The sequence below is a fragment of the Bacillus sp. FSL R9-9834 genome (assembly GCF_038006905.1).
Taxonomy (GTDB): Bacteria; Bacillota; Bacilli; order Bacillales; family Bacillaceae_G; genus Bacillus_A; species Bacillus_A pacificus.
In genome coordinates this window covers 50698-74188 of sequence record NZ_JBBOWD010000001.1, presented here as the reverse complement: position 1 = coordinate 74188, position 23491 = coordinate 50698, and the positions used below count along the sequence as shown (strand labels likewise).

Sequence of the window (23491 nt, the reverse complement as noted above, 5' to 3'; positions counted from 1 at the left end):
GTTATGTATATGGAGAATGATTATACTCGAGGGCTAGTGAAAATAAATTAATTATACTACCTCTTATTTTACATGAAGTTTTCTAGTCATTCACTCTTTTCCTATTTCCAATCCAAAAAGAAAAAGCATCCTTTTTCAAGGATGCTTTTTCAATCACATATAATTAAGACTCAAATTGATAAAGTGGTGTACTTAAATAACGTTCACCGTTACTTGGGATAATAACAAGTACCTTTTTCCCTTTGCCTAACTTTTTCGCAATTTCTGTTGCTGCATAAATAACTGCTCCAGAAGAGATACCAACTAGAATACCTTCCTCTTTCGCCACTCTTCTTGCATATTCAAACGCTTGCTCCGTTTTCACTTGAACAATTTCATCATATACTTCTACATCCAATGTCTCTGGGATAAATCCAGCCCCAATTCCTTGGATTTTATGTGGACCTGGTTTCCCACCGGATAATACTGGTGAATCCGCAGGTTCTACTGCATAAATTTTAATATCTTTATACGCTTCCTTCAGCACTTCACCAGCACCAGTAATCGTTCCACCCGTACCAATACCTGCAATAAACGCATCTAATTGGTCGCCCATTTGTTCAACAATTTCTGGACCTGTTGTTAAACGGTGAATTTCTGGATTCGATTGGTTTTTGAACTGTTGTGGTATAAAGTAACCATTCTCTTTTGCTAATTCAGTCGCTTTACGAATTGCTCCACCCATTCCTTCAGGCCCTGGAGTCAATACTAATTCCGCACCGTAAGCACGTAATAAATTACGACGTTCAATACTCATTGTTTCTGGCATTACTAAAATTGCCTTATATCCTTTAGCAGCCGCTACCATCGCTAAACCAATTCCCGTGTTACCACTTGTCGGTTCAATGATTGTATCGCCTTCTTTTAATAATCCTTTTTTCTCAGCATCTTCAATCATAGCTAATGCGATACGATCTTTAACGCTGCTCCCTGGATTCATAAATTCTAATTTTAAGTATATATCTGCGCTGTCTGATTCTACGATGCGGTTCAACTTAACGATCGGCGTTTTCCCGATTAATTCTGAAACTGATTGTGCCACTCGCATTCCTGTCACTCCTAACACCGAGTATTTTTATTGGTTTTATCTATATTTAGATTTTGTCAGAAAATTCCCTGTTTGTCAATGTATTTAGAGGGCGAATTCCCTTATTACAAATTCTCAATTAAATTTGTAATATCTTCTTTAGAGAACTTGTATCGCTCATTACAGAAATGACAATGAACTTCTGTTTCTTCTTCTTCTTCACGAACTTGCTCTAACTCCGTTTTACCTAAACTAATTAACACACTCTCGATACGTTCGCGAGAGCATGTGCAATTAAATTGAACATCCATCGTTTCTAATACTTTTACCTTATCTTCTCCAAGGACTGCATACAGTAACTCTTCTGGAGAAAGCCCTTGTTCGATCAATGTTGATACAGGAGGAATCTTCTGTAAACGCTCTTCAATGAATGAAATTGTTTCTTCCTGTGCACCTGGCATAATTTGAAGAATAAATCCACCCGCTGCTAATATGCTATCATCTCCATTTACAAGGACACCAACACCTACAGAAGAAGGCGTCTGCTCAGAAACTGCAAAATAATACGTGAAGTCTTCTCCTAATTCTCCTGAAACAATTGGAGATTGACCAATAAACGGCTCACGCATACCAATATCTTTAATTACCGTTACAAATCCTTCAGTACCTACCGCCTGATATACACGTAATTTCCCTTGTTCTGTTCCTTCAAAGTCAACATGTGGATTCGTTACATAACCACGCACATCCCCATTTGCATGAGCATCTACTAAGATCGGACCAATCGGGCCATTACCTTCTACCTTAATCGTTAGCTTTTGGTCACCTTTTAACATTGCACCCATCATTGTACCTGCAGTTAAAGAACGACCAAGTGCTGCTGAAGCTGTTCTCCATGTATCATGACGTCTTTGCGCCTCACTTACCGTATTTGTAGTACGTACACTATACGCACGCACTTCACCATCAAACGCTAACGCTTTTACTAAATAATCTTTCATATTTATTTATTCACCTTTCTCATGCTGTAAATTTGCATTACGCTCATATAACATATACAAACCTTTTAATGTTAAGAATGGATCTACAACATCAATTACATTCGATTCTTCTGAAATTAATTTCGCTAATCCACCTGTTGCAATAACTTTTGGTTCTTGTTTAGCTTCCTCTTTCATGCGCTTAACAATACCTTCCACTTGTCCAACATAACCATAAAGAATACCAGATTGCATCGCACTTACCGTATTCTTCCCAACAACACTGCTTGGTTTTGTAATTTCAATACGAGGAAGTTTTGCCGCTCTACTATATAAAGCCTCTGCTGAAATCATAATTCCCGGTGTAATAACGCCACCCATATAATGCTTTTCTTCGTTAATATAACAATATGTAGTAGCCGTACCAAAATCGACAATAATAAGCGGACTTCCATATAAGTGAATTCCTGCTACTGCATTTACGATTCGATCCGCACCTACTTCACGTGGATTTTCATATTTAATATTTAGCCCCGTTTTTATTCCAGGGCCTACTACAAGCGGCTTAATTTTAAAATACTTTTCACACATGCGCTCTAAAGCAAACATAATTGGTGGTACGACTGAAGACACGATAATACCTTTCACATCTTCAAACGAAAGACCCTCATGCTCAAGCAATTGTTTTACAAGCATTCCATATTCATCTTCTGTCTTATGACGATCTGTTTCCATGCGCCAATGTTGACGAAGTTCCCCCTCTTCAAACACGCCCAGTACAGCATTTGTGTTCCCTACATCCAATACAAAAATCATATTCTCACCACTTATCTTATTTAATCTATATTTGTGCAGTATGTATAAAACTTATAAAAACATCATATCACACATACTTATATAATCAGCTTTTCTGTCCTCATCATTTTACAAAAAGATTACTCCCTATTTCAATTTTTAATACCAGATTTATTTAAATTCTTTTTCTACTTCATTTCGTTACACAAATAAAAAAAAAGGAGTGACCACCGTCACTCCTTCATTTCTTACTTATCTTCTGATTCTTCATCATCCTTCTTCATGTTGATGTTTACTTTCACATCAGCTGAAGATGTTGGACGTTCTGGCAATCTGCCATAATCACATAAATGATTGATTTGCTCAGCATCTAACGTTTCTACTTCAAGTAACGTTTTTGCAATAAGATCTAACTTATCACGATTTTCAGTAAGAATGTCTTTTGCACGAGCATAACATTCTTTCATAATCGTTTGCATTTCCACATCGATGTCGTGTGCAATTGCATCACTGTAGTTTTGTTCTGAATGGAAGTCTCTTCCTAAGAACACTTGACCACCTTGTGAGCTACCAAATTGCATTGGTCCAAGCTTATCACTCATACCAAATTCCGTTACCATACGTCTTGCAATGCCAGTCGCACGTTGGAAGTCGTTGTGAGCACCTGTACTCACTTCACCAAATACAATCTCCTCGGCTACTCGACCACCAAGTAAACCAGTAATTTTATCAAGTAACTCTGGCTTTGTCATGAAGTAACGATCTTCTTTCGGAAGCATTACTGCATATCCACCAGCTTGACCACGAGGGACAATTGTTACTTTATGAACGACATCTGCTTCATCAAGAACAACACCAATTACAGTATGGCCTGCTTCATGGAAAGCAACGATATTACGTTCTTTTTCAGAGATAACACGACTTTTCTTAGCCGGACCTGCAATAACACGATCCGTTGCTTCATCAATGTCACTCATATCAATTTTCTTCTTATCTTGACGCGCAGCTACTAACGCAGCTTCGTTTAATAAGTTTTCAAGATCGGCACCAGAGAATCCCGGTGTACGAGTTGCAATTGCTCTTAAGTTGATATTCTCATCAAGCGGTTTATTACGAGCATGTACTTTCAGTACAGCTTCACGGCCATTTACATCTGGACGATCTACTGTAATTTGACGGTCAAAACGACCTGGACGTAATAATGCTGGGTCAAGAATATCAGGACGGTTTGTCGCAGCGATGATAATAATACCTTCGTTTGCACCGAAGCCATCCATTTCAACAAGTAATTGGTTCAACGTTTGCTCGCGCTCATCATGGCCACCACCAAGACCCGCACCACGTTGACGTCCTACTGCATCAATTTCATCAATGAAAATGATACAAGGAGCATTTTTCTTTGCATTTTCGAATAAATCACGTACACGTGATGCACCGACACCGACGAACATCTCTACGAAGTCAGAACCACTGATAGAGAAGAACGGAACGCCTGCCTCACCTGCAACAGCACGTGCTAATAAAGTTTTACCTGTACCTGGAGGTCCAACTAATAGAACACCCTTCGGAATACGGGCACCAACTTCAGCGAACTTACGAGGATCTTTCAAGAATTCAACTACCTCAACAAGCTCTTGTTTCTCTTCATCCGCCCCAGCAACATCTCTGAAACGAACCTTTTTCTTTTCGTCATTATATAACTTCGCCTTACTTTTCCCGAAGTTCATAACACGGCTACCGCCGCCCTGAGCTTGGTTTAACAAGAAGAAGAATAAAATGAAGATAATAACAAACGGAATGATAGAAGTAAAGAATGTTACCCAAGCACTTGTTTCTTCTGCTGGTTGATACTTAACTTCAGCACCTTGCGCTTTGTCATTAATTTTCTTTTGTAATTCCTCAGTATTTGGTGCGTAAGTAACAAATTGTTCTCCTTGGCTAGAGTTGTTAAATTGTCCTTTTACCTCAAACACACCATTTTTCGGTTGAAGTTGCACATTACGAACTTCACCTTTTTCTAGTTTAGTAATGAATTTATCGTAGCTAACTGATGTCGTTTTTTGTGTCGAACCATTAAAATAGCTCACGATTCCAATTACTACTAGGAATATCAGTAAATAAAAGATGGTATTACGGAAGATACGATTCATTCCTAACCTCCTCTCACGGCATAAACACTATAGTAAATCGTAACATAGAAAAACTTTCCTATACAATTGTGACGCCTGTATTTAATTAATTTGAGTAAACGCTTGGTTTTAGTACTCCTACATAAGGAAGATTACGGTACTGCTCTTTATAATCTAATCCATACCCTACAACAAATTCATGCGGTACAGTAAATCCAACATAATCCGCTTTCAAATCTACCTTACGGCCTGTTGGTTTATCTAATAACGTAACAATTTTTACAGACTTCGCTTTACGATATTTAAATAGGTCTACTAAGTAGCTTAGCGTAAGACCACTATCAATAATATCTTCAACGATTAAAATATCGCGACCTTCTACAGAAGTATCAAGGTCTTTTAAAATTTTCACTTCGCCTGTTGAAACAGTTGAGTGACCGTAACTAGATACAGCCATAAAATCCATTTCAAGATATGTATCTGTTCTCTTTAATAAATCTGCCATGAATGGCATTGCACCCTTTAGTACACCAATCGCAAGAGGTACTGTGTTTTTATAATCCTCTGCAATAATCGCGCCTAATTCGAGCACCTTTTCTTGTATTTGCTCTTCAGAAATTAATACTTTTTCGATATCTTGATTCATCATTTCATTATCCTCCCGGAAGACTCCTTGCTTTTGTAGTGAATAATCATATATTTATCCTTCTTTGCTGTCTCTTTCGAGATAGCAAATGCAGATCGCTTCAACAAGGGTAACCAAATAACATTCCCTCTTGCATCACAAACGACCGGCCATTCTTCTCTTTTTTCTCTTGGTACTTTCGCTTCGATAAAAATAGCTTTTATCTTTTTGGTGCCATTCATACCTTGTATTGACATGCGATCTCCATTTTCTCTAGAACGAACACGAAGTGGATATGATATATCATTATACTTAGCAACAAAAACTGTTTCATTCATGTTACTTGGTATATCTTCGCTCACCTCTGTTACAAGCTTATCCCCGTTCGATAGCGTAATTGTCCCGGGCACTGATAAATCTTGTAAAAAAGGGGAAACAATTTCTTGTTTAAATCCAAAGCTGCACTCCTCGTATGCGCGAACAATTTTTAAATCACCTGGGAAATCAAGTGAACCCGAAGGTTGTGTCCGCTTAAAAAACTCAATCACTTTGTCAATATGTATAGAGGAAAGAGAAGATGGAATCTTATATTCATAAAGATAGTTTAATATTAGTTGAATCCCTCTTCTTTGTAAAGGCATAGACATGGATTCAAAGGCAGGAATTGATAAGCTAATTTGTTTATCACTTTTTTTTGTAATTACTTTATTCATTTTCTCAAAAGCTAATTCCTGCAAATACGCCTCATCCTCTTGCATCTGCATGCTAAATTTTTGGAATTTCTCATGCACTTGTGGATTTTCTTCTTTCAAATGAGGAAGAACATATTTACGTAATCGATTCCTTGTATATACTTCCTTTTTATTACTTGGATCTATACGAGGAATTATTTTTAACTTATGACAGTAATCAACAATCTCTTCCTTCGTTACTCCAAGTAACGGCCTAATTAAATACCCATTATGAAAAGGACGCTTCACTGCAATGCCTGCATATCCTTTCGGAGTACTCCCTCGTACAAGGCGCATTAAAATTGTCTCTACTTGATCATCACCATGATGTCCAAGAGCTACATACCTCGCATCATATTTCTTCATTATTCTTTCCAAAAATGCATATCTGCATTCTCTAGCAGCAACTTGTGCATTCATCCCGTATTGCTGTTGATATTGCGACACATTAATCCTTATCGTTTCGCAAATAACTCCTAGCTCTTTACAAAGGTCTTGCACAAACTGTAGGTCCTCATGAGATTCATCACCTCGAAACATATGATCCACATGCGCCACTACAATCTCAAACTGTTTTGCTGCTCTTTTTTCTAACAAATAATATAGAAGAGCCACAGAGTCAGGACCACCAGAAACACCCACAACAATTGTTGAGCGTTCCTTTAATACATCATGCTGCTTTACAAAGTCATCTACCTTTTCAACAAATGTATCTTTCAACTTCGTAATCACCTTTCATTAAACAAGAACAGCAACGTTAGTTACCTTGTTTATAATGGTACAACTTTTACAAACATTGTGCAAAAAAAAGATATACAAAAATTACATTTTTATCTTACATCATTCGTACATATTCACAAAAATAATAATATTATCTTTTAAAGCAAAAAACCTAGGCATCCACCTAGGTTTTTAGAAAGAAACATCATATTTCAAGTTTCACTTTATTGCGCTTGCATTCCTACAATTGGAATGGTAGCCCACTTCGGCATATTTTTCTTCACTTTCGCTACTACAATAGTCATATCATCATTTATATAACCATCGCCAGATCGAATCACCTCTTCCATAATGATATCAGCAATTTCTTGCGGATCTTCAGTTTGTAATTCTTTAATTTTCCGCTTCATCCATAATTCATGATTCTCCACATGCTGCGCGCCCTCAAAAATCCCATCACTCATCATAATAAGAATATCACCTGTTTTTAATTGCTCACCCACTACATCAACTTCAACATCCTCAATAATTCCCATTGGTAAATTACTTGCTTCAATTTTCAAAATATTATTTGCGCGTTTAACAAAACTCGGCGTCGATCCAATCTTTAAAAACTTCGCACTCGCATCCCGCAAATCTACCATAGCTAAGTCTAATGTCGTAAACATCTCTTCTGTTGTTCTTAAAGAAAGAATAGAGTTAATAGATTTAATCGCTATCTCCTCATCAATGCCTGACTGAAGTATTTTTTGTAATAATTTCACTGTTTCTTTACTCTCCATATGAGCTCTTTGCCCATTTCCCATGCCATCACTAATTGCAAGGGCATATTTCCCAACACTTAAATCCATCATTGCATAAGAATCACCCGAAACAAACCCACCGCCTTTCGCGGCTGTGGCCAAGCCGGTATCAAGGGAATACGTTTTTGCTGAACCAAATGATATTAAACTGTGGCCGTTCGGATAAGAAGATTTTTCTTCATGTTTCACAACTATGTTTTCCTTCAGGATATCAGAAAGCATTGGTGCAACTAATTTTTCACACTCTCCATGTTCATTAGATGCAACTGGAATCAACATTTCAATATCAATACTTCCTCTATCTAAACAATAAATATCAACATGCTCTATTTCTACACCAAAATCACGAAATGCTTGCAGAATCTGCTCTTCCTGTACTTGATGATTTTCTCTTTCCCTTTGTATCTCCTTGGCAAAATCCTCCATAACTTTTGATACACCTAACAATTGCTCTGCTACTATTCTACGATTTTCTTTCATTTGTTTTCGTAATTTTTGTCCCTCATAGAAGTGATCTAATTCACCTGCTACTAAATCCGTCACTTTCTTTCCTCTCACACAATGCTTGTCCCATTCACGAACTAACTTCCGATTATGCTGCAGAGTTCCTTCTTCTGTTTCGCTCATTATTTGTTTCATATAATCGTACGTTTTATCGAAATTAACTACCCAGCATTGGTCCTTTTTAAAACATGTTTGACATGTTTTTGCAGTAATTGTACTTAAAAACAAATCTGCCTCCGTCTCTTTATCTTCCTCCTCCACATATCCATATACAGAAAAGCTATTAGATAAAGCAGCAAATACATTGGCAAATTGATTGATTTTATTCGCTGTAACATCACGCATCCTTCTTAAATACTGTTGTTGATCTTGCGAATGCTCCTGTGTACCTGGCATAAATTTAGCAATACGATCCATAACAAGTTTCGGTGTTAATAAAAAGAAAGCAATCGCCACACCAGATTCAATTAAAGTTGTCACAATGTTTGTTTGCTTGTCTACATATAGCGTAATCAAGCTTGTCCCAATTAATAAACCTAAACTAACACCTAAGCGTTTCCCTTCTTTTAACAAACCACCAAGCAATCCAGAAAAAGCAAGCAGACTAAGTTGGGACAAACTAGAGACATTTGCTAAGCTTAATATTAACCCAGTGACGACCCCTACTGTAGATCCTGTAGCCGCTCCTGCGATAAACGCAAACACAAGCACTAAATACCTAGTAAAAATATGTTGAATAGAAGCGTCATATATGAACCAATCTGTTGTACCAGTTAAAACAGATGCTAGTAATATAATTAAACAAACAATTTCTTCTGTCTCTAACGCTTGTTGTTTCCCTTTTCTTTCTACTAAAAGCGGGACACTTTGTAAAAATATCATAGTTAATACGAAGCTAAGCCCTGCCTCAATCGTACTAACGAGTAAATCGTACATGGTAACAGTTTGTTGTGCAAAATATACGACAACTAAATGTGCAGTTAATGCGGAGATAAATACTTGGAATGGTACAAGTCCAACAGTTTTACGTGTAAACCGACTAAAGAAGATATTATAAATGAAGAAAGTAAAAATAGATGCAAAGGTAAAGAATAAATTATCTATCGAAACTGAAAGTGCGCCCCCCATTAGAGCCAAGAACGCGAGCGGCATTTTATCCCGCTTCATAACATAAACAGCTGCAAAAAACGGCAGTGCAAACGGTAAAATGTTTGTTAATATATATGCTCGTCCCAAAAGAAAACCAATAACAACAATAATAAATCCCCATCTAAAGAAAACTTGCTCAAACTTCATTCGCAACTTACTCGTCCACTTTACTCCTCCAAGCTGACCTTCATTCATTGCCAATGCACTTGTATTCATAGTATTCCTTCCTGCTTTAGGCATATTTTTAACACCACCTGCATAGTTTAATTACTGTCATTATAAAAGATGATTATTGGGATTTTTGTCAAAACAACAGTTTTCACTTTTATAATCGTTCGACTTTTTATTCGAAATAACTCTACATATATACACAGTATGTATTTTATTTTTAATATTTTAATCGAACATTCAGAAAATATAGGGTGATTTTGTAGAAGTGTTGTATGTCTTAATTTATTTAACAAAAAAAGATCATGCGCATTTGCATGATCTTTTTAGATGACCCGTACGGGATTCGAACCCGTGTTACCGCCGTGAAAGGGCGGTGTCTTAACCACTTGACCAACGGGCCGTTAAATTAAATATAGCGGCGGAGGGGATCGAACCCCCGACCTCACGGGTATGAACCGTACGCTCTAGCCAGCTGAGCTACACCGCCATGTCGTCTTATTTAACGGACAATTATTATCTTACCTCAGATATAATTTAAAGTCAACACATCTTGAAAACTTTTTTAAAAATATATTTTCACATATAAAAAAGCACCCTGAGCAATCGCCCTGGGCACCTCTCTATATTCTAAGAATTAAACGTTCTTATTATCCGCGACGTGCGCCACGGCCACCACGTTTAGATTCAGTGTTACGCTTTAAAGAAGTTAAACGATCTTCACTGTCCTTTAAGAAACGTGCCATCTTTTGCTCGAATGTTTCTTTTGGAGCGCGGTCGTTACCGCCACCACGGTTATCTCTGTTGAAAGAACGATTACGTTGTGGACGTCCAGAACGTTGTTGATCACCACCGCGTTGGTATTCACCACGTGGACGATCTCCTTCTGTTTTTTCACGCTCTTTCGCTTTTTTAATAGATAGACCGATCTTACCATCTTTTTCAACGTTAATAACTTTTACTTCTACTTGGTCGCCCACTTTTAAGTGATCGTTAATATCTTTCACATAATTATCAGCAACTTCACTAATATGAACAAGACCCGTTAAGCCTTCTGGCAGCTCCACAAAAGCCCCAAAATTTGTAATACCTGTTACTTTACCCTGTAACTTGCTGCCTACCTCGATTGACATAAAAAAAATGCTCCTCCTTAGTGGTTAAAAAGTCAAATTTTACTTTATTATATATAATCCTAAAATATAGTGTCAATAAGACATACTCTACTTAGAAACAGGAAAAATTATCTCCCCTTTTCCAGAGAAGAAATAATCCCTTCTAGCAATCTTTAATACGTACTCTTCATCATTTAACTTTTGAACTTCGTCTTTTAGACTCTTTTCTTTGTTCGTTAATGAATCCAGTTCTTTTTTCATGTCCTTAACTTTTGCTTCTTTTGCTTTAATGGAACTGTTTTGTTGATAAAACGTTACACTAATACTCGCAATAATTGTAAAAGCAAAGACAAGAAAAACCGCTAAACGGCGATAAAGTCGCTTCCTGTTCTCATCCGTTTGTATTATATGCTCTTTAACAGGATTTGGACTCTGTTTTTCGATTGTTCTTTGTCTCAGTTCCCTCATTTCCGAGGTCCCCCTAACTTCTTTTTTATACGCTCCCATAATTGGAAGATATGTCCCTTCAATTTTGCTATATATTGCAGGAACCCTACATGCTTCATTATAAAAAGTTTAACACGATTAGGGAGAAGTTTCCATATGAGCGAAGCAATAAATCGAACAGGCCAGAAAAAAACTTTCCATATGAAAAGTAATATCCAAATCACCATTTTCCATAACACATGTCCAATTGAAAGCAGTATACGAAATAAGAATAATATAAATGCAATAAATAGCTGCGCTATAATAATAACAGGTTTTATCATGAGTAGCTGTATAATTTGAACAAAAAAGTGTGTTGTTTGCACAAAAATATAGATGAGAAAATTTAACAGTCTCATGTATATTGCTTTCAACATGCTTTGATATGCCGCAAAACCACATAATAATGCTAAAAATACATATATACGTAGTTCAGCTTCATTTACAAGAAGCAATACGTAAAAAACGAATAATGCTTGGACAATCCAAAATAGTATATCATGTATAAATACAATCCAACGCTTACGTTCTTGACGTTTTAAAAATCGTTGGTATGTATCTAAAGACGCTCCAATCCAAGCACCCATTCCGATCATTGAGAGCATCGTATACAACTGAATTGTTAGACTCATTTAAACAACTTACTAAAGAAGCCTTTAGTTTTCTCCCCTTGATTCTCATCAATATACAGCATCTCATGAACTTTCCCTTTAATCGATACAACACCTTTTTCTACATCTAAATTTTTCATTTGCAAATTTTGACCACGAATTGTTAAAAAGCCCATTACAGTCTCAAGTAAAAACTCTTCGCTATCAAAACTCTCTACCTGCTTTACACCGGTAATATCAATTACACGTCTGCCACGCATAATAATATCATGCTCTACAGAAACATTTTGTTGATTAGAAGACATAGGTGAGTAACCATTATTCACGTAAATCCCCCCATACATTTATACTAGCTAATAGTAATGTATGAAGGGATAATCGATTTTAGAACAAGCCTTCTTCGGCCTTTACTTTTTCTTCACGAACTAAGCTATACATATTTGCTGCATCTTCTTTTTTAGTCGTTTCTTTCAATTCATTTATTTTTACAGTTACTATTTTTTGACCAAAACGAATTGTTAATTCATCAGCTACTTTCACATCCGAACTCGCTTTTGCCACTTGACCGTTAATGGATATTCTTCCTTGATCAGCTACTTCTTTCGCCAATGTTCTTCTTTTAATTAAACGTGATACTTTTAAAAACTTATCTAGACGCATATTAAATCCCCCTATTAACGCTCTGTTTGTTTTGCCTCTTCCCAGAAAACATCTAACTGCTCTAATGATAAATCTTGCATCTCTTTATTCATTTCAGCTACCTTTGCTTCCATGTATAAAAAACGACTGACGAATTTCTCATTTGTTGAACGTAACGCTTCTTCTGGATCTATTTTATAATGACGAGCTATATTAACAAACGCAAATAGTAAATCGCCAAATTCACTTAACATCTTCGCCTCATCCATGTTTGCGACTTCTTGTTGGAACTCTTGCCATTCTTCTAAGGCTTTCTCTATCATCGGCTGTACATCCACCCAATCGAAACCAACCTTACCAGCTTTTTTCTGGATTTCATAAGCGCGTAGTAACTGCGGCAAACTTTTTGGAACTCCATTTAAAACAGATTCTTTTACAAACCCTTTTTCTTGTTTTTTAATTTCTTCCCAATTGGCAATTACTTCATCGGCATTATTTACATCCGTATTCCCAAATACATGCGGATGACGACGAACCATTTTCTCAGATAAAGTTCGAATAATATCATCTATAGAGAACCAACCTTCGTCCTCTCCGATTTGGGCATGAAGCATAACTTGTAATAATACATCACCCAGTTCTTCTACTAAGTGATCATCATCCTCTTCATCAATTGCTTCTAACACTTCATACGCTTCCTCAATTAAATACTTCTTTAAAGATTGATGTGTTTGCTTTTTATCCCACGGACAACCATTTGGACCACGAAGGTCTGCAATAATTTCTCGAAGTACATCAAACTGTTGATATAAGGACGCACGTTCCTGAACTGGTGGTACATATACACTCGTTAAGTTATTCAACTCCGTTTCATGATCTAACATGTACAACGGCACCTTTTTCACTTGCTCAAATGAAGTCCCCGCAGCTGTTACGATATACACTTCATAATCATCTGGCAGCATCTCCATTAATGTTAATTTCACATCTGATGCAACGAATGCGTCATATACTTGGCAAAAGATTAAGTGTTGACGTAATTCTAATTGTCCTCTTTCAAATGATGTGGCGTCAATTAATTGGAACCCTTCAATCGGATCAATCTTAAGACTTGCAAACATAGGATCAAGGAAACTTTGCCCACCTTCAATTCGCACTTCAACATTCGCTACTTCACTTTTTTCCAATAGTAGCTGAACCGTTCTTTCCGCTACAAGCGGATGCCCTGGAACAGCATAGATGATTTCTGTATCTTCAGCTTGTTCTAACAATGTATTCGCAATTGTTTCATATACAATTTCAAATGTATCATGTGCTTCATATACATTGTCAAAGGCAGTATATTGTATACCTTCTTTCTCCAACTCTTCTATAACGGGATGTTCCTTCGTTCTAACAAACATGTGATCTGCTTCTTTTATTTTTCGATATACACCCATCGTTAACTGATCTAATTCACCAGCACCTAATCCTAAAATAGTAATGATTCCACTCACAACCTGCCACCTCTATCCACTCTTCTTCAATGAACCTTCTTTTTTCTCTTTTTTCATAACGGTTCCTATTTCCGCTTTTGTAAATACACGTAATTTTAAAATGAAAAACATATATGCCAATCCGCCGATGGCTACACCTAACAACGCCTCAAGTGTTGCAACACCTCTATGACTTGTATCCATCACTAATCCAGACATTTGCAATACACGCATAAACATTATTAGTACAAATCCCATACCGATACCACTAATAACTACACCTAACATATTCCGTTTGTCGATAAGCGATTCGGATACAGCTCGCATAAGTAATACACTATTTAGTATAGAAATTACAATTAACGCAACTAGCGTCGCAATTGCAGCTCCCTTCACACTAAAATATGGCATTAATATATAATTTAAAGCTAACTTTAAACAACCGCCAAATATAACGAATATTGCTGGTTTTAATGTTTGTCCTAACCCTTGCAAAATAGAAGCAGTTGTAATCGACAATGAACTAAATAGAATAGATAAAGATAAAATAGATAAAACATCTGACCCATCACTATTTTCAAACAACATAATATTCGTAGGTTGGATAATACAAGTTAATCCAATGGCTGCTGCAAACCCGATAACAAATGTTATTTTCATCGCTAACCTTACCTTTTCTCGAATAAAGGTAAGATCTCCTCTTTCCTTCGCTGCTGTAATAATTGGAATAAGCGACAACGAGAAGGAAGTTGTCACGACAGTACCTAATTGCATAAGCGGGATACTTCTGTCATAAACACCTTTTAACACCTTTGCACTTTCAGCTGGCTCTCCCGCTCCAATAAGTAGAGAATAGAAAGAAATAGAATCAGCCATTTGTATAAAAATAAGCACTAAGTTACTAACACAAATCGCTAACCCCTGCCAAAACAGGATTTTTATAATCTTCTTTTTCCCTTTAATCCTCTTTACACTTTTGAAGAATATAGAACGAAAGTCATGACGCATATAAAGTATAAGTACGATAATCCCAATCAATCCACCTGCGATTGAACCGAGCATAGCACCTGCACCAACTGTATATAAATCAAATTCGTGAGCAATTAGGAATAGAGATAAAAATACAATAATAGAAACACGAATCGTTTGTTCTATCACTTGCGAAACAGCTGTTGGCATCATATTATTGAATCCCTGGAAATATCCTCTTGCTACAGATAAAAACGGCATCAATATGAATGAAAAGGAAATAACGCGTAATAGCTTATCTAAGTGTATATCGCCCATAGCTATCGCAATTGCTTCGGCACCAAAGAACAATGTAAAAAATCCTATGAAACCAATACCTAATAAAAACCAAAAAGATACACAAATAATTTCCTCTGCTTCTTGTTTTTTCCCTCGCTCTAATCGTTCCGCAACCATTTTTGAAATTATAATAGGGAACCCATAAGTAGCTAAAATTAAACAAAATCCATAAAATGGATAAATTTGTTGGTAAATATAAAAACCAACGTCACCCGCTATATTTTGATATGGAATACGGTAAAAGGCGCTTAATACCTTTGTAACAAAACTTGCGATTGTTAATATAATAGCCCCACGCCAAAAGGCTTGATACTTCTTCGATTCCATGCAAGAAAACTCCTTTTTCTATTCTCACCCCTCGTATTATATCATAAAGAAAAGGACAAGCTTCCTTACCTACACAAGTAAGAATACGTTCGTGCAACGCTAGAAATATTCAATGAAAAAAGGTAGCAAAGCGCTACCTTCATTCAATATACATATATCTCCAAATAATTGATTTCTCAAGAAGAAATATCATAATTAGGAAAGATTGCTACTTCTAAAACCATACACCTTTACTGTTCCATTTGTTTCGCTAAGAAACTGGCAGCAGTATTGACCGCCTTGTGCTCTATTTCGCTTATAATCGCTTCTTTTGAAAAAATAATGACAGCCCCAATTGGGTCTCCATTTGCAACAATCGGCCCAACTGTATAAGAATGAACCTTTTCTGTTACACCATCAATAATGGAAATATCACTTTCGTCCGTCATAATAACAGACTTTCTTTCTTCCATCGTTTTTTCAATTAGATCGCCAACGCTTTTATTTAAGTATTCTTTTTTTGATACACCTGATACTGCGATAATAGAATCTCGATCACATACAAGCACATTATGTCCTAAGCTATCATATAAAGCATCTGCATATTCTTTTGCAAAATCACCTAGCTCGCTAATTGGAGAATATTTCTTTAAAATTACTTCTCCATCGCGATCTACAAATATTTCTAGTGGGTCCCCTTCTCGAATACGTAAAGTTCTACGAATTTCCTTCGGGATTACTACCCTACCTAAATCATCAATTCGACGTACGATTCCAGTTGCTTTCATTCTAATGCTGCCTCACTTTCTACTGATGATCAAAGTGGTGAATTTACCTGTTCATGTAAAAATCACCAACTGTTAGACATAGTATTTTACACATTAGTTCTTCTATGCACGTCGAATTGCATTTTTTTATCTAATATTAGGCATTTATGACTTCTTTTTTTACATCTGGCAAGCCTTTTAATAAATTTTCAGCAATTGTTAACCACTTCGATGTCTCTAAGCCATTTGTTTTCATGACGATTTTCAATTGTGATCCTTCCATTCCTAGACCGATCATTCGTCCAAAACTATTTCCAAGCATGAATAATTTTCCGCCATCAATGTTTTGACTCGCTTGTTCTGAGAACAGAATTGTTACTTCAAATTTATTTTGCTTAATTAATTCAATTTGTTCTTTCATTGCTAATACTTTAATATTTGCGATTTGTAATAAGTAACCAACTTCTTGCGGGTAATCACCAAATCTATCTATCATCTCTTCCTGCAACTCTTCAATATCCTCAATTGCAGAAACACCTCTAAACTGTTTATACATCATAATTTTTTGTTTACTATCAGAAATATAAGCATCCGGTAAATATGCATCTACTTCTAAATCAATTTCAACATTAACTGTATTTTCAACTCCGTCTGTTCCTCTACGCTGTTCAATTGCATCTTTTAACATTTGAGAATATAAATCAAATCCGACAGAATCAATAAATCCATGTTGTTCGGCTCCTAACAAGTTACCAGCACCACGAATTGATAAATCTCGCATCGCAATTTTGAAACCAGATCCAAGCTCTGTGAACTCCTTAATGGCTTGCAGGCGCTTCTCCGCAACTTCCGATAACACTTTATCCCGTTTGTATGCAAAGTAAGCATATGCAACACGATTAGAACGTCCAACACGCCCACGAAGCTGATACAACTGCGATAATCCCATACGATCTGCATCAAATACAATTAATGTATTTACATTTGGAATATCTACACCCGTCTCAATAATCGTTGTACTTACAAGAACATCATGCTGTCCTTCTAAAAACGATAGCATAACAGACTCTAATTCACTCTCGTTCATTTTCCCATGTGCATAAGTTACACGCGCATCTGGAACTAACATCGAAATTTCATCTGCTTTTCGTTCGATATCCTCTACACGATTATATAGGAAGTAAACTTGACCACCTCTTGCAAGCTCCCGTTCTATCGCTTCTCGCATTAATGCTGGATTATACTCTACTACATATGTTTGAACCGGGAAACGATTTTCCGGTGGCGTCTCAATAACAGATAAATCACGCACACCAAGCATAGACATATGGAGCGTACGCGGAATCGGAGTTGCCGTTAGTGTTAATACGTCAACATTTGCTTTTAGTTGTTTAATTTTTTCTTTATGCGTTACACCAAATCTTTGTTCTTCATCAATAATAAGAAGACCTAAATCTTTATAAGTAACATCTTTAGATAAAATACGGTGCGTTCCGATTACAATATCTACTGTGCCATCTTTTAAACCTTTAATTGTTTCATTTTGCTGCTTTCTCGTACGGAATCTACTTAATAATCCTATATTGATTGGATAATCTTGAAAACGCTCTCGAATTGTTTCATAGTGTTGTTGTGCAAGGATCGTTGTCGGCACTAAAATTGCAACTTGTTTTTCATCCATAATTGCTTTAAACGCCGCACGAATAGCTACTTCCGTCTTTCCATATCCTACATCACCACAAAGAAGCCTATCCATCGGACGTCCGCGTTCCATATCCTTTTTAATCTCTTCAATAGAACGTAATTGATCCTCTGTCTCTTGATACGGGAAAGAGGACTCGAATTCTTGTTGTTCTGCCGTATCCGGTGTATATGCATAACCCTTTGAAGCTTCGCGCTCAGCATATAGTTTAATTAGGTCATCCGCAATGTCTTGTACAGATTTTTCAACTTTCGTTTTGACCTTCTTCCAATCATTTCCGCCCAGTTTATAAACTTTCGGATCCTTACCCTCAGATCCTACATATTTTTGCACTTGGTCAATTTGTTCAATTGGAACGTATAACTTATCATTACCTTGATATTTAATATTCAAATAATCTTTATGAACACCGTTAATCTCTAATGTTTCAATACCTAAGAATTTACCTATACCATGATTTACATGAACTACATAATCCCCAACTTTTAATTCCGAATAACTTTTAATACGTTCAGCATTCGATAACTTTTGCTTACGTTGTGATTTTTTAACTTTCTTATGAAAAAGCTCTTTTTCAGTAATGACAACAAGCTTTTGCATCGGCATTTCAAATCCTGCATGTAAATCACCTACAGCAATTTGTAACCTTCCAGGCAATAATATATCTGTGCCTTCTACAATATCTGCCTCAATATCATAATCACTTAAAATATGTTGTAGTTTTTTCACACGTTCATCATCTGTACCTAACACAACAGTCGTAAAATGCCCTTCGTTCCATCTATCAATTTCAGTTTTCAACAACTGCATCTGCCCATGGAAATCTTGCATTGTTTTACATGTCACATTCACAATGTTTTGCGGATGTGTATGTGCTATATGACGTAAGAATAACGTTAAATATACAAAACTTCTTTTTTTATGATGAAGAAATTCTTCAAACGAATGAGAGAAAGATAAATCTTGAATAATTGTTCCCTCACCGAGAAGGGATATATACCATTCCGCCTCTTCCGTTTCAAGATGTGATGCTGTTTCTTGAATACGTGAAATCTCATCTAAAATAACAACACCATCTTCTGGTAAATAATCTATCAGACTAGCAGGTTCGTTATAGAAAATAGATAAATATTTAAACATCTGTTCTATACTTTGCCCGTTTTTTAACATCTCAATTTCATGACTTACCGTCTCAAGCACTGTAGTCTTCAACTTATCATCAGAAAGTTTTTGCATCGTCTTAGTCAGACCTTCTTCAAGATGCTTAATTCCTGATTTCAATTCTTCCTGCGAAAATAAAAACTCTGTTGCTGGACCAAATCTAACACTTTCTTTTTTATCTTGAGAGCGCTGTTCATCCACATCAAATAATCGAATAGAATCGACTTCTGTATCGAAAAATTCAATACGAAATGGTAACTCTTCAGTTAGTGGATATATATCTAATATTCCCCCACGCAAACTAAATTCTCCAGGAGCTTCTACCATAGACTTACGCTCATAGCCGATATGATGTAAAGTATGCAAAAATGTATCTAAATCAATCTCTTGCCCTAGACTGATTTCGATTTGCCTTTGCTTCCACAACTCTTTCATTGGTAAAAATCTGCGTAGTCCTGCAACTGGTGCTACAATAATCCCGTGCTCTCCTGCAGCTAAGCGATTTAACACTTCAATACGTTGCGCCTTCAATTCTGGGCTTGCAACACCAAGTTCTGATGCTATCAATTCATTTACTGGATATAGCCATACATCTTTTTCACCAAGTAACGCCACTAAATCTTCATGTACTTTTTGTGCTTGATATAAATTATGCGTCACAATAAGTTGTGATTTTTTTGTTTTTTTATATAAGGCCGCCATTAATAACGAACGAGAAGAGGTTGCCATACCTGATACAAGTTGCTCTTTTAAACCATCTTCTAATCCATTAATGACCGATTGGATCTCTTCATTTTTATAAAATTGCTCTAATAAACCTATCATTTTCAAAACCCCTCTCAACATAAAAGAGCAAGCCACTATATTTTATGCAAATATTTCGGAAAAAGAAAACAGAAAAATGCTTTGGACATGCCAAAGCGACAACATTTTATTGCAGAAATTTTTCATATTCATAATACTCAGGATAAGATGCGAGCGTTTCTTGACACAATTCACAAATCGTTTTTATATATATATTTCCATTCTCATGAAAATGAATCATTTCTACTACTTCTTGCTCTGTTAGTTGAAATAAAACGTCGCTATATACTTTTTCTGCGGTAACGGAGCCTACATTACTCCCGCAATGTCTGCAATAATAATACCCTTCCATACTAGCCTCCTAAAAATCCAATTACTGCTAGTATGGGTAAAAATAAAATAAAATATTCCCAATCGTACCCTTAACTATTGAAAGTATTCATGATTTGAAGAAAAGGTTTATTTAACCATTCTTCACATGCATCTGCTGCTTTTTCAATAGAATGATTTACATCAGGAATCTCTTCTGATGTAAAACGTCCTAATACGTAATCTACTACCTTCATTCCATTTTTCGGACGATCGATCCCCATGCGGATACGTTGAAACTCTTGTGTTCCTAAATGTGAAATTGTTGATTTCACACCATTATGTCCACCCGCACTGCCTTTCATACGAAGACGTAATTTACCTACAGGGATGTCTAAATCATCGTACAGAACAACGAAGTCCTCTACATCAATTTTATAGTAATCCATTAACGGACGAATACTTTCCCCAGATAAATTCATATATGTAAGTGGCTTTAATAAGATTACTTTTTCTCCATTAACAAATCCTGCACCAAATACTCCTTTAAATTTTTGTTCGTTCAAAGAAATATTCCAACGCTTTGCAAGTTCATCAATCGCCATAAATCCAATATTATGCCTTGTTAATTCATATTCTCTACCTGGGTTCCCAAGTCCTACTATCAATTTCATTCTTGTACCACTACTTTCTTTTTTCGATACGAAAAGACGTAACCAATCTTGGTTACGTCTCATTCTATCCAATTAATTGAATAATACACTTACAGATTCTTCTTCGTATACACGAATGATTGCTTCTCCGATTAGTGGAGCAACTGAAAGTTCATGTACTTTGTCGATTTTCTTCTCTTCTGGTAATACGATAGAGTTCGTTACAACTAACTCTTTAATATTTGAGTTTTGGATACGCTCAATTGCTGGACCAGATAATACTGGGTGTGTACAGCAAGCATATACTTCAGAAGCACCGTTCTCAACAAGAGCGTTTGCTGCTAATGTAATTGTACCAGCTGTATCAATGATGTCATCAATTAAAATTGCTGTTTTACCTTCAATATTACCGATAATGTTCATTACCTCAGATACGTTCGGACGAGGACGACGCTTATCAATAATAGCGATTGGTGCTTTTAGGCGATCTGCCATTTTTCTAGCACGAGTTACTCCACCGTGGTCAGGTGACACGATTACGATATCTTTAAGACCTTTTGTTTCAAAGTAATCTGAAAGAATCGGTACACCCATTAGGTGGTCGATTGGGATATCAAAGAACCCTTGAATTTGTGGAGCATGTAAATCTAGAGTGATTACACGAGTTGCACCTGCTGTTTCAAGCAAGTTTGCTACAAGTTTCGATGTAATTGGTTCACGAGAACGCGCTTTACGGTCTTGACGCGCATAACCATAGTAAGGAATAACAATATTAATTGTTTTTGCAGATGCACGCTTTAATGCATCGATCATAATAAGTAATTCCATGATATGTTCGTTTACTGGGAAGCTTGTAGATTGAATAATGAATACATCGCAACCACGGATACTTTCTTCAATGTTAATTTGAACTTCTCCATCACTAAAACGATCAACAGAACATTTTCCTAGTCCTACTCCAATATGCTTTGCAATTTGCTCAGCAAGTTCCTTATTAGAGTTTAAAGAGAATACTTTCAAATTAGAATTTAGATATTGAGTCGACATCTAGATTAACCCTCCACATTATGATTTTTTCTTATTCAGCAATTGATCAACATAGTCTTCTTTGTTAACTTGACGTGCACGTGCTACAGACAATGCTTTTGATGGAACATTCTCTGTAATTGTAGAGCCTGCTGCCACATAAGCACCGTCTTCAACTGTTACAGGAGCAACAAGGTTTGAATTACATCCAATAAATACCCCGTTACCAATCACAGTTTTGAATTTATTCTTACCGTCATAGTTCACCGTAATTGAACCACAACCAAGATTCACGTCTTCTCCAACTTGTGCATCCCCGATATAACTTAAGTGTGAAGCTTTACTTCTATTACCAAAAACAGTTTTTTTGATTTCCACGAAGTTTCCAACGCGTACTTCATCTCCAATAACTGAATCTGGGCGAATATGTGCAAATGGGCCAACCGATACTTCTGTACCAAGCTTACTATCATGTACAGTAGATTGACGAATTGTCGTACGATCTCCAATTTCACTATCGCGAATTACTGTATGCGGTCCAATCTCACAATCAGAACCAATTACAGTGTTCCCCTCAATAATTGTTCCTGGATGAAGAACTGTATCACTACCGATAATTGCATCAGCAGAAATATACGTGTTACTTGGATCAATAATAGTAACACCATTTACCATGTTCTTTCGGTTGATACGGTTTTTCATAATAATTTCCGCTTGCGATAGAGCGACTCTGTCGTTAACACCTAACGTTTCATCGAAGTGCTCTGTTTGATAAGCTGATACAATATGACCTTCATTTTTTAAAATTTCAATAACATCTGGCAGGTAATATTCACCTTGTACGTTATCATTTGAAACTTTAGAAAGTGAAGCGAATAAAGCTTTATTATCAAAACAATACGTACCTGTATTGATTTCTTTAATAGCTAATTCTTTCTCATTTGCATCCTTATGCTCAACAATCTTTTCAACGTGACCATTCTCATTACGAACGATACGACCATATCCAGCAGGTTCTTCTATGTAAGCTGTTAATACCGTTGCCATTGCCCCTGCTTCTTTATGTTGCTGAAGTAATGCTTCCATCGTTTCAGCAGTTATTAGCGGTGTATCACCACAAATAACTAAAGTTGTTCCTTCTTCGTTTGCAAGTACACTTGCAGCTTGATCTACAGCATGTGCTGTACCAAGTTGTTCTGCTTGTAATGCAAACTCACTTACGTTTCCTAGCTGTTCTTGTACCATTTCAGCACCATGTCCTACGACTGTTACAAGTTTCTGCAATCCTAATTGAGATACTTGATCGACAACATGTTGTACCATAGGTTTTCCACATACAGGATGAAGCACCTTGTATAGCTTAGACTTCATACGTGTGCCTTTACCTGCCGCTAGAATCACTGCAAATCTGTTTGACATATAGACCCTCCATCGCAACCTATTTATCCATTAACGATATTAT

The 23491-nt window shown here is 36.5% G+C and carries 20 protein-coding genes and 2 tRNA genes; all 22 read right to left on the bottom strand.

Annotated features, from left to right (window positions below; translation table 11 throughout):
- Positions 1–163 precede the first annotated feature (163 nt).
- Positions 164–1087 carry a cysteine synthase A gene (gene cysK, locus MKY00_RS00385; RefSeq protein WP_001261701.1) on the bottom strand — a complete coding sequence of 308 codons (924 nt, stop codon included), beginning with the start codon at positions 1085–1087 and terminating at the stop codon, positions 164–166.
- Between the two features lie 104 nt (positions 1088–1191).
- Positions 1192–2067, bottom strand: a complete 876-nt coding sequence (gene hslO / locus MKY00_RS00380; RefSeq protein WP_000656366.1) for a redox-regulated molecular chaperone HslO — start codon at positions 2065–2067, stop codon at positions 1192–1194.
- 6 nt (positions 2068–2073) lie between these two features.
- A complete protein-coding gene (locus MKY00_RS00375; protein ID WP_000578367.1) occupies positions 2074–2862 on the bottom strand; it encodes a type III pantothenate kinase in 789 nt (262 codons plus the stop codon).
- Between the two features lie 227 nt (positions 2863–3089).
- Complete coding sequence (gene ftsH / locus MKY00_RS00370) at positions 3090–4991, bottom strand: ATP-dependent zinc metalloprotease FtsH (RefSeq protein WP_001079658.1); 1902 nt, start codon at positions 4989–4991, stop codon at positions 3090–3092.
- A gap of 85 nt (positions 4992–5076) precedes the next feature.
- Positions 5077–5619: a hypoxanthine phosphoribosyltransferase gene (hpt, locus tag MKY00_RS00365; protein ID WP_000981838.1), complete on the bottom strand. Its 543-nt coding sequence runs from the start codon at positions 5617–5619 to the stop codon at positions 5077–5079.
- The gene (tilS, locus tag MKY00_RS00360; RefSeq protein ID WP_000655455.1) at positions 5616–7046 is read right to left on the bottom strand and encodes a tRNA lysidine(34) synthetase TilS; all 1431 of its coding nucleotides are present in this window, start codon (positions 7044–7046) and stop codon (positions 5616–5618) included. The genes hpt and tilS overlap by 4 nt, the downstream gene beginning before the upstream one ends.
- A gap of 224 nt (positions 7047–7270) precedes the next feature.
- Positions 7271–9742, bottom strand: a complete 2472-nt coding sequence (gene spoIIE, locus MKY00_RS00355; RefSeq protein WP_001123528.1) for a stage II sporulation protein E — start codon at positions 9740–9742, stop codon at positions 7271–7273.
- Between the two features lie 259 nt (positions 9743–10001).
- Positions 10002–10073: transfer RNA gene (locus MKY00_RS00350), tRNA-Glu, on the bottom strand.
- 13 nt (positions 10074–10086) lie between these two features.
- Positions 10087–10160, bottom strand: a tRNA-Met gene (locus MKY00_RS00345).
- Positions 10161–10320: 160 nt separating this feature from the next.
- Positions 10321–10803 carry a S1 domain-containing RNA-binding protein gene (locus tag MKY00_RS00340; protein ID WP_000021452.1) on the bottom strand — a complete coding sequence of 161 codons (483 nt, stop codon included), beginning with the start codon at positions 10801–10803 and terminating at the stop codon, positions 10321–10323.
- Between the two features lie 87 nt (positions 10804–10890).
- Positions 10891–11250: a cell division protein DivIC gene (gene divIC, locus MKY00_RS00335; RefSeq protein ID WP_001208736.1), complete on the bottom strand. Its 360-nt coding sequence runs from the start codon at positions 11248–11250 to the stop codon at positions 10891–10893.
- On the bottom strand, positions 11247–11900 hold the full coding sequence (yabQ, locus tag MKY00_RS00330) for a spore cortex biosynthesis protein YabQ (RefSeq protein ID WP_000059762.1): 654 nt from the start codon (positions 11898–11900) through the stop codon (positions 11247–11249). The genes divIC and yabQ overlap by 4 nt, the downstream gene beginning before the upstream one ends.
- On the bottom strand, positions 11897–12205 hold the full coding sequence (gene yabP / locus MKY00_RS00325; protein ID WP_001059101.1) for a sporulation protein YabP: 309 nt from the start codon (positions 12203–12205) through the stop codon (positions 11897–11899). Before yabP ends, yabQ begins: the two co-directional genes overlap by 4 nt.
- 58 nt (positions 12206–12263) lie before the next feature.
- Positions 12264–12539 carry an RNA-binding S4 domain-containing protein gene (locus MKY00_RS00320; protein WP_001234876.1) on the bottom strand — a complete coding sequence of 92 codons (276 nt, stop codon included), beginning with the start codon at positions 12537–12539 and terminating at the stop codon, positions 12264–12266.
- Between the two features lie 14 nt (positions 12540–12553).
- On the bottom strand, positions 12554–14014 hold the full coding sequence (mazG, locus tag MKY00_RS00315; RefSeq protein WP_000014256.1) for a nucleoside triphosphate pyrophosphohydrolase: 1461 nt from the start codon (positions 14012–14014) through the stop codon (positions 12554–12556).
- A 12-nt stretch (positions 14015–14026) separates the two neighbouring features.
- Positions 14027–15628: a putative polysaccharide biosynthesis protein gene (locus MKY00_RS00310; protein WP_000444152.1), complete on the bottom strand. Its 1602-nt coding sequence runs from the start codon at positions 15626–15628 to the stop codon at positions 14027–14029.
- Positions 15629–15858: 230 nt separating this feature from the next.
- Complete coding sequence (gene spoVT, locus MKY00_RS00305; RefSeq protein ID WP_000648302.1) at positions 15859–16395, bottom strand: stage V sporulation protein T; 537 nt, start codon at positions 16393–16395, stop codon at positions 15859–15861.
- A gap of 136 nt (positions 16396–16531) precedes the next feature.
- On the bottom strand, positions 16532–20062 hold the full coding sequence (gene mfd, locus MKY00_RS00300; protein ID WP_000579716.1) for a transcription-repair coupling factor: 3531 nt from the start codon (positions 20060–20062) through the stop codon (positions 16532–16534).
- A 106-nt stretch (positions 20063–20168) separates the two neighbouring features.
- On the bottom strand, positions 20169–20393 hold the full coding sequence (locus MKY00_RS00295; RefSeq protein WP_000399440.1) for an anti-sigma-F factor Fin: 225 nt from the start codon (positions 20391–20393) through the stop codon (positions 20169–20171).
- A 70-nt stretch (positions 20394–20463) separates the two neighbouring features.
- Complete coding sequence (pth, locus tag MKY00_RS00290) at positions 20464–21024, bottom strand: aminoacyl-tRNA hydrolase (protein WP_001979768.1); 561 nt, start codon at positions 21022–21024, stop codon at positions 20464–20466.
- A gap of 72 nt (positions 21025–21096) precedes the next feature.
- Entirely contained in the window at positions 21097–22050 is a 954-nt protein-coding gene (locus MKY00_RS00285) for a ribose-phosphate diphosphokinase (RefSeq protein ID WP_000107420.1), read from the bottom strand.
- A gap of 18 nt (positions 22051–22068) precedes the next feature.
- Positions 22069–23448, bottom strand: a complete 1380-nt coding sequence (gene glmU, locus MKY00_RS00280; RefSeq protein ID WP_000071036.1) for a bifunctional UDP-N-acetylglucosamine diphosphorylase/glucosamine-1-phosphate N-acetyltransferase GlmU — start codon at positions 23446–23448, stop codon at positions 22069–22071.
- Between the last annotated feature and the right edge of the window lie 43 nt (positions 23449–23491).

Coding starts and splice junctions, on each gene's coding strand:
- cysK (WP_001261701.1), bottom strand. CDS start 1,087: ATGCGAGTGGCACAATCAGTTTCAGAATTAATCGGGAAAACGCCGATC.
- hslO (WP_000656366.1), bottom strand. CDS start 2,067: ATGAAAGATTATTTAGTAAAAGCGTTAGCGTTTGATGGTGAAGTGCGT.
- MKY00_RS00375 (WP_000578367.1), bottom strand. CDS start 2,862: ATGATTTTTGTATTGGATGTAGGGAACACAAATGCTGTACTGGGCGTG.
- ftsH (WP_001079658.1), bottom strand. CDS start 4,991: ATGAATCGTATCTTCCGTAATACCATCTTTTATTTACTGATATTCCTA.
- hpt (WP_000981838.1), bottom strand. CDS start 5,619: ATGATGAATCAAGATATCGAAAAAGTATTAATTTCTGAAGAGCAAATA.
- spoIIE (WP_001123528.1), bottom strand. CDS start 9,742: ATGCCTAAAGCAGGAAGGAATACTATGAATACAAGTGCATTGGCAATG.
- MKY00_RS00340 (WP_000021452.1), bottom strand. CDS start 10,803: ATGTCAATCGAGGTAGGCAGCAAGTTACAGGGTAAAGTAACAGGTATT.
- divIC (WP_001208736.1), bottom strand. CDS start 11,250: ATGAGGGAACTGAGACAAAGAACAATCGAAAAACAGAGTCCAAATCCT.
- yabQ (WP_000059762.1), bottom strand. CDS start 11,900: ATGAGTCTAACAATTCAGTTGTATACGATGCTCTCAATGATCGGAATG.
- MKY00_RS00320 (WP_001234876.1), bottom strand. CDS start 12,539: ATGCGTCTAGATAAGTTTTTAAAAGTATCACGTTTAATTAAAAGAAGA.
- MKY00_RS00310 (WP_000444152.1), bottom strand. CDS start 15,628: ATGGAATCGAAGAAGTATCAAGCCTTTTGGCGTGGGGCTATTATATTA.
- spoVT (WP_000648302.1), bottom strand. CDS start 16,395: ATGAAAGCAACTGGAATCGTACGTCGAATTGATGATTTAGGTAGGGTA.
- mfd (WP_000579716.1), bottom strand. CDS start 20,062: ATGATAGGTTTATTAGAGCAATTTTATAAAAATGAAGAGATCCAATCG.
- MKY00_RS00295 (WP_000399440.1), bottom strand. CDS start 20,393: ATGGAAGGGTATTATTATTGCAGACATTGCGGGAGTAATGTAGGCTCC.
- pth (WP_001979768.1), bottom strand. CDS start 21,024: ATGAAATTGATAGTAGGACTTGGGAACCCAGGTAGAGAATATGAATTA.
- MKY00_RS00285 (WP_000107420.1), bottom strand. CDS start 22,050: ATGTCGACTCAATATCTAAATTCTAATTTGAAAGTATTCTCTTTAAAC.
- glmU (WP_000071036.1), bottom strand. CDS start 23,448: ATGTCAAACAGATTTGCAGTGATTCTAGCGGCAGGTAAAGGCACACGT.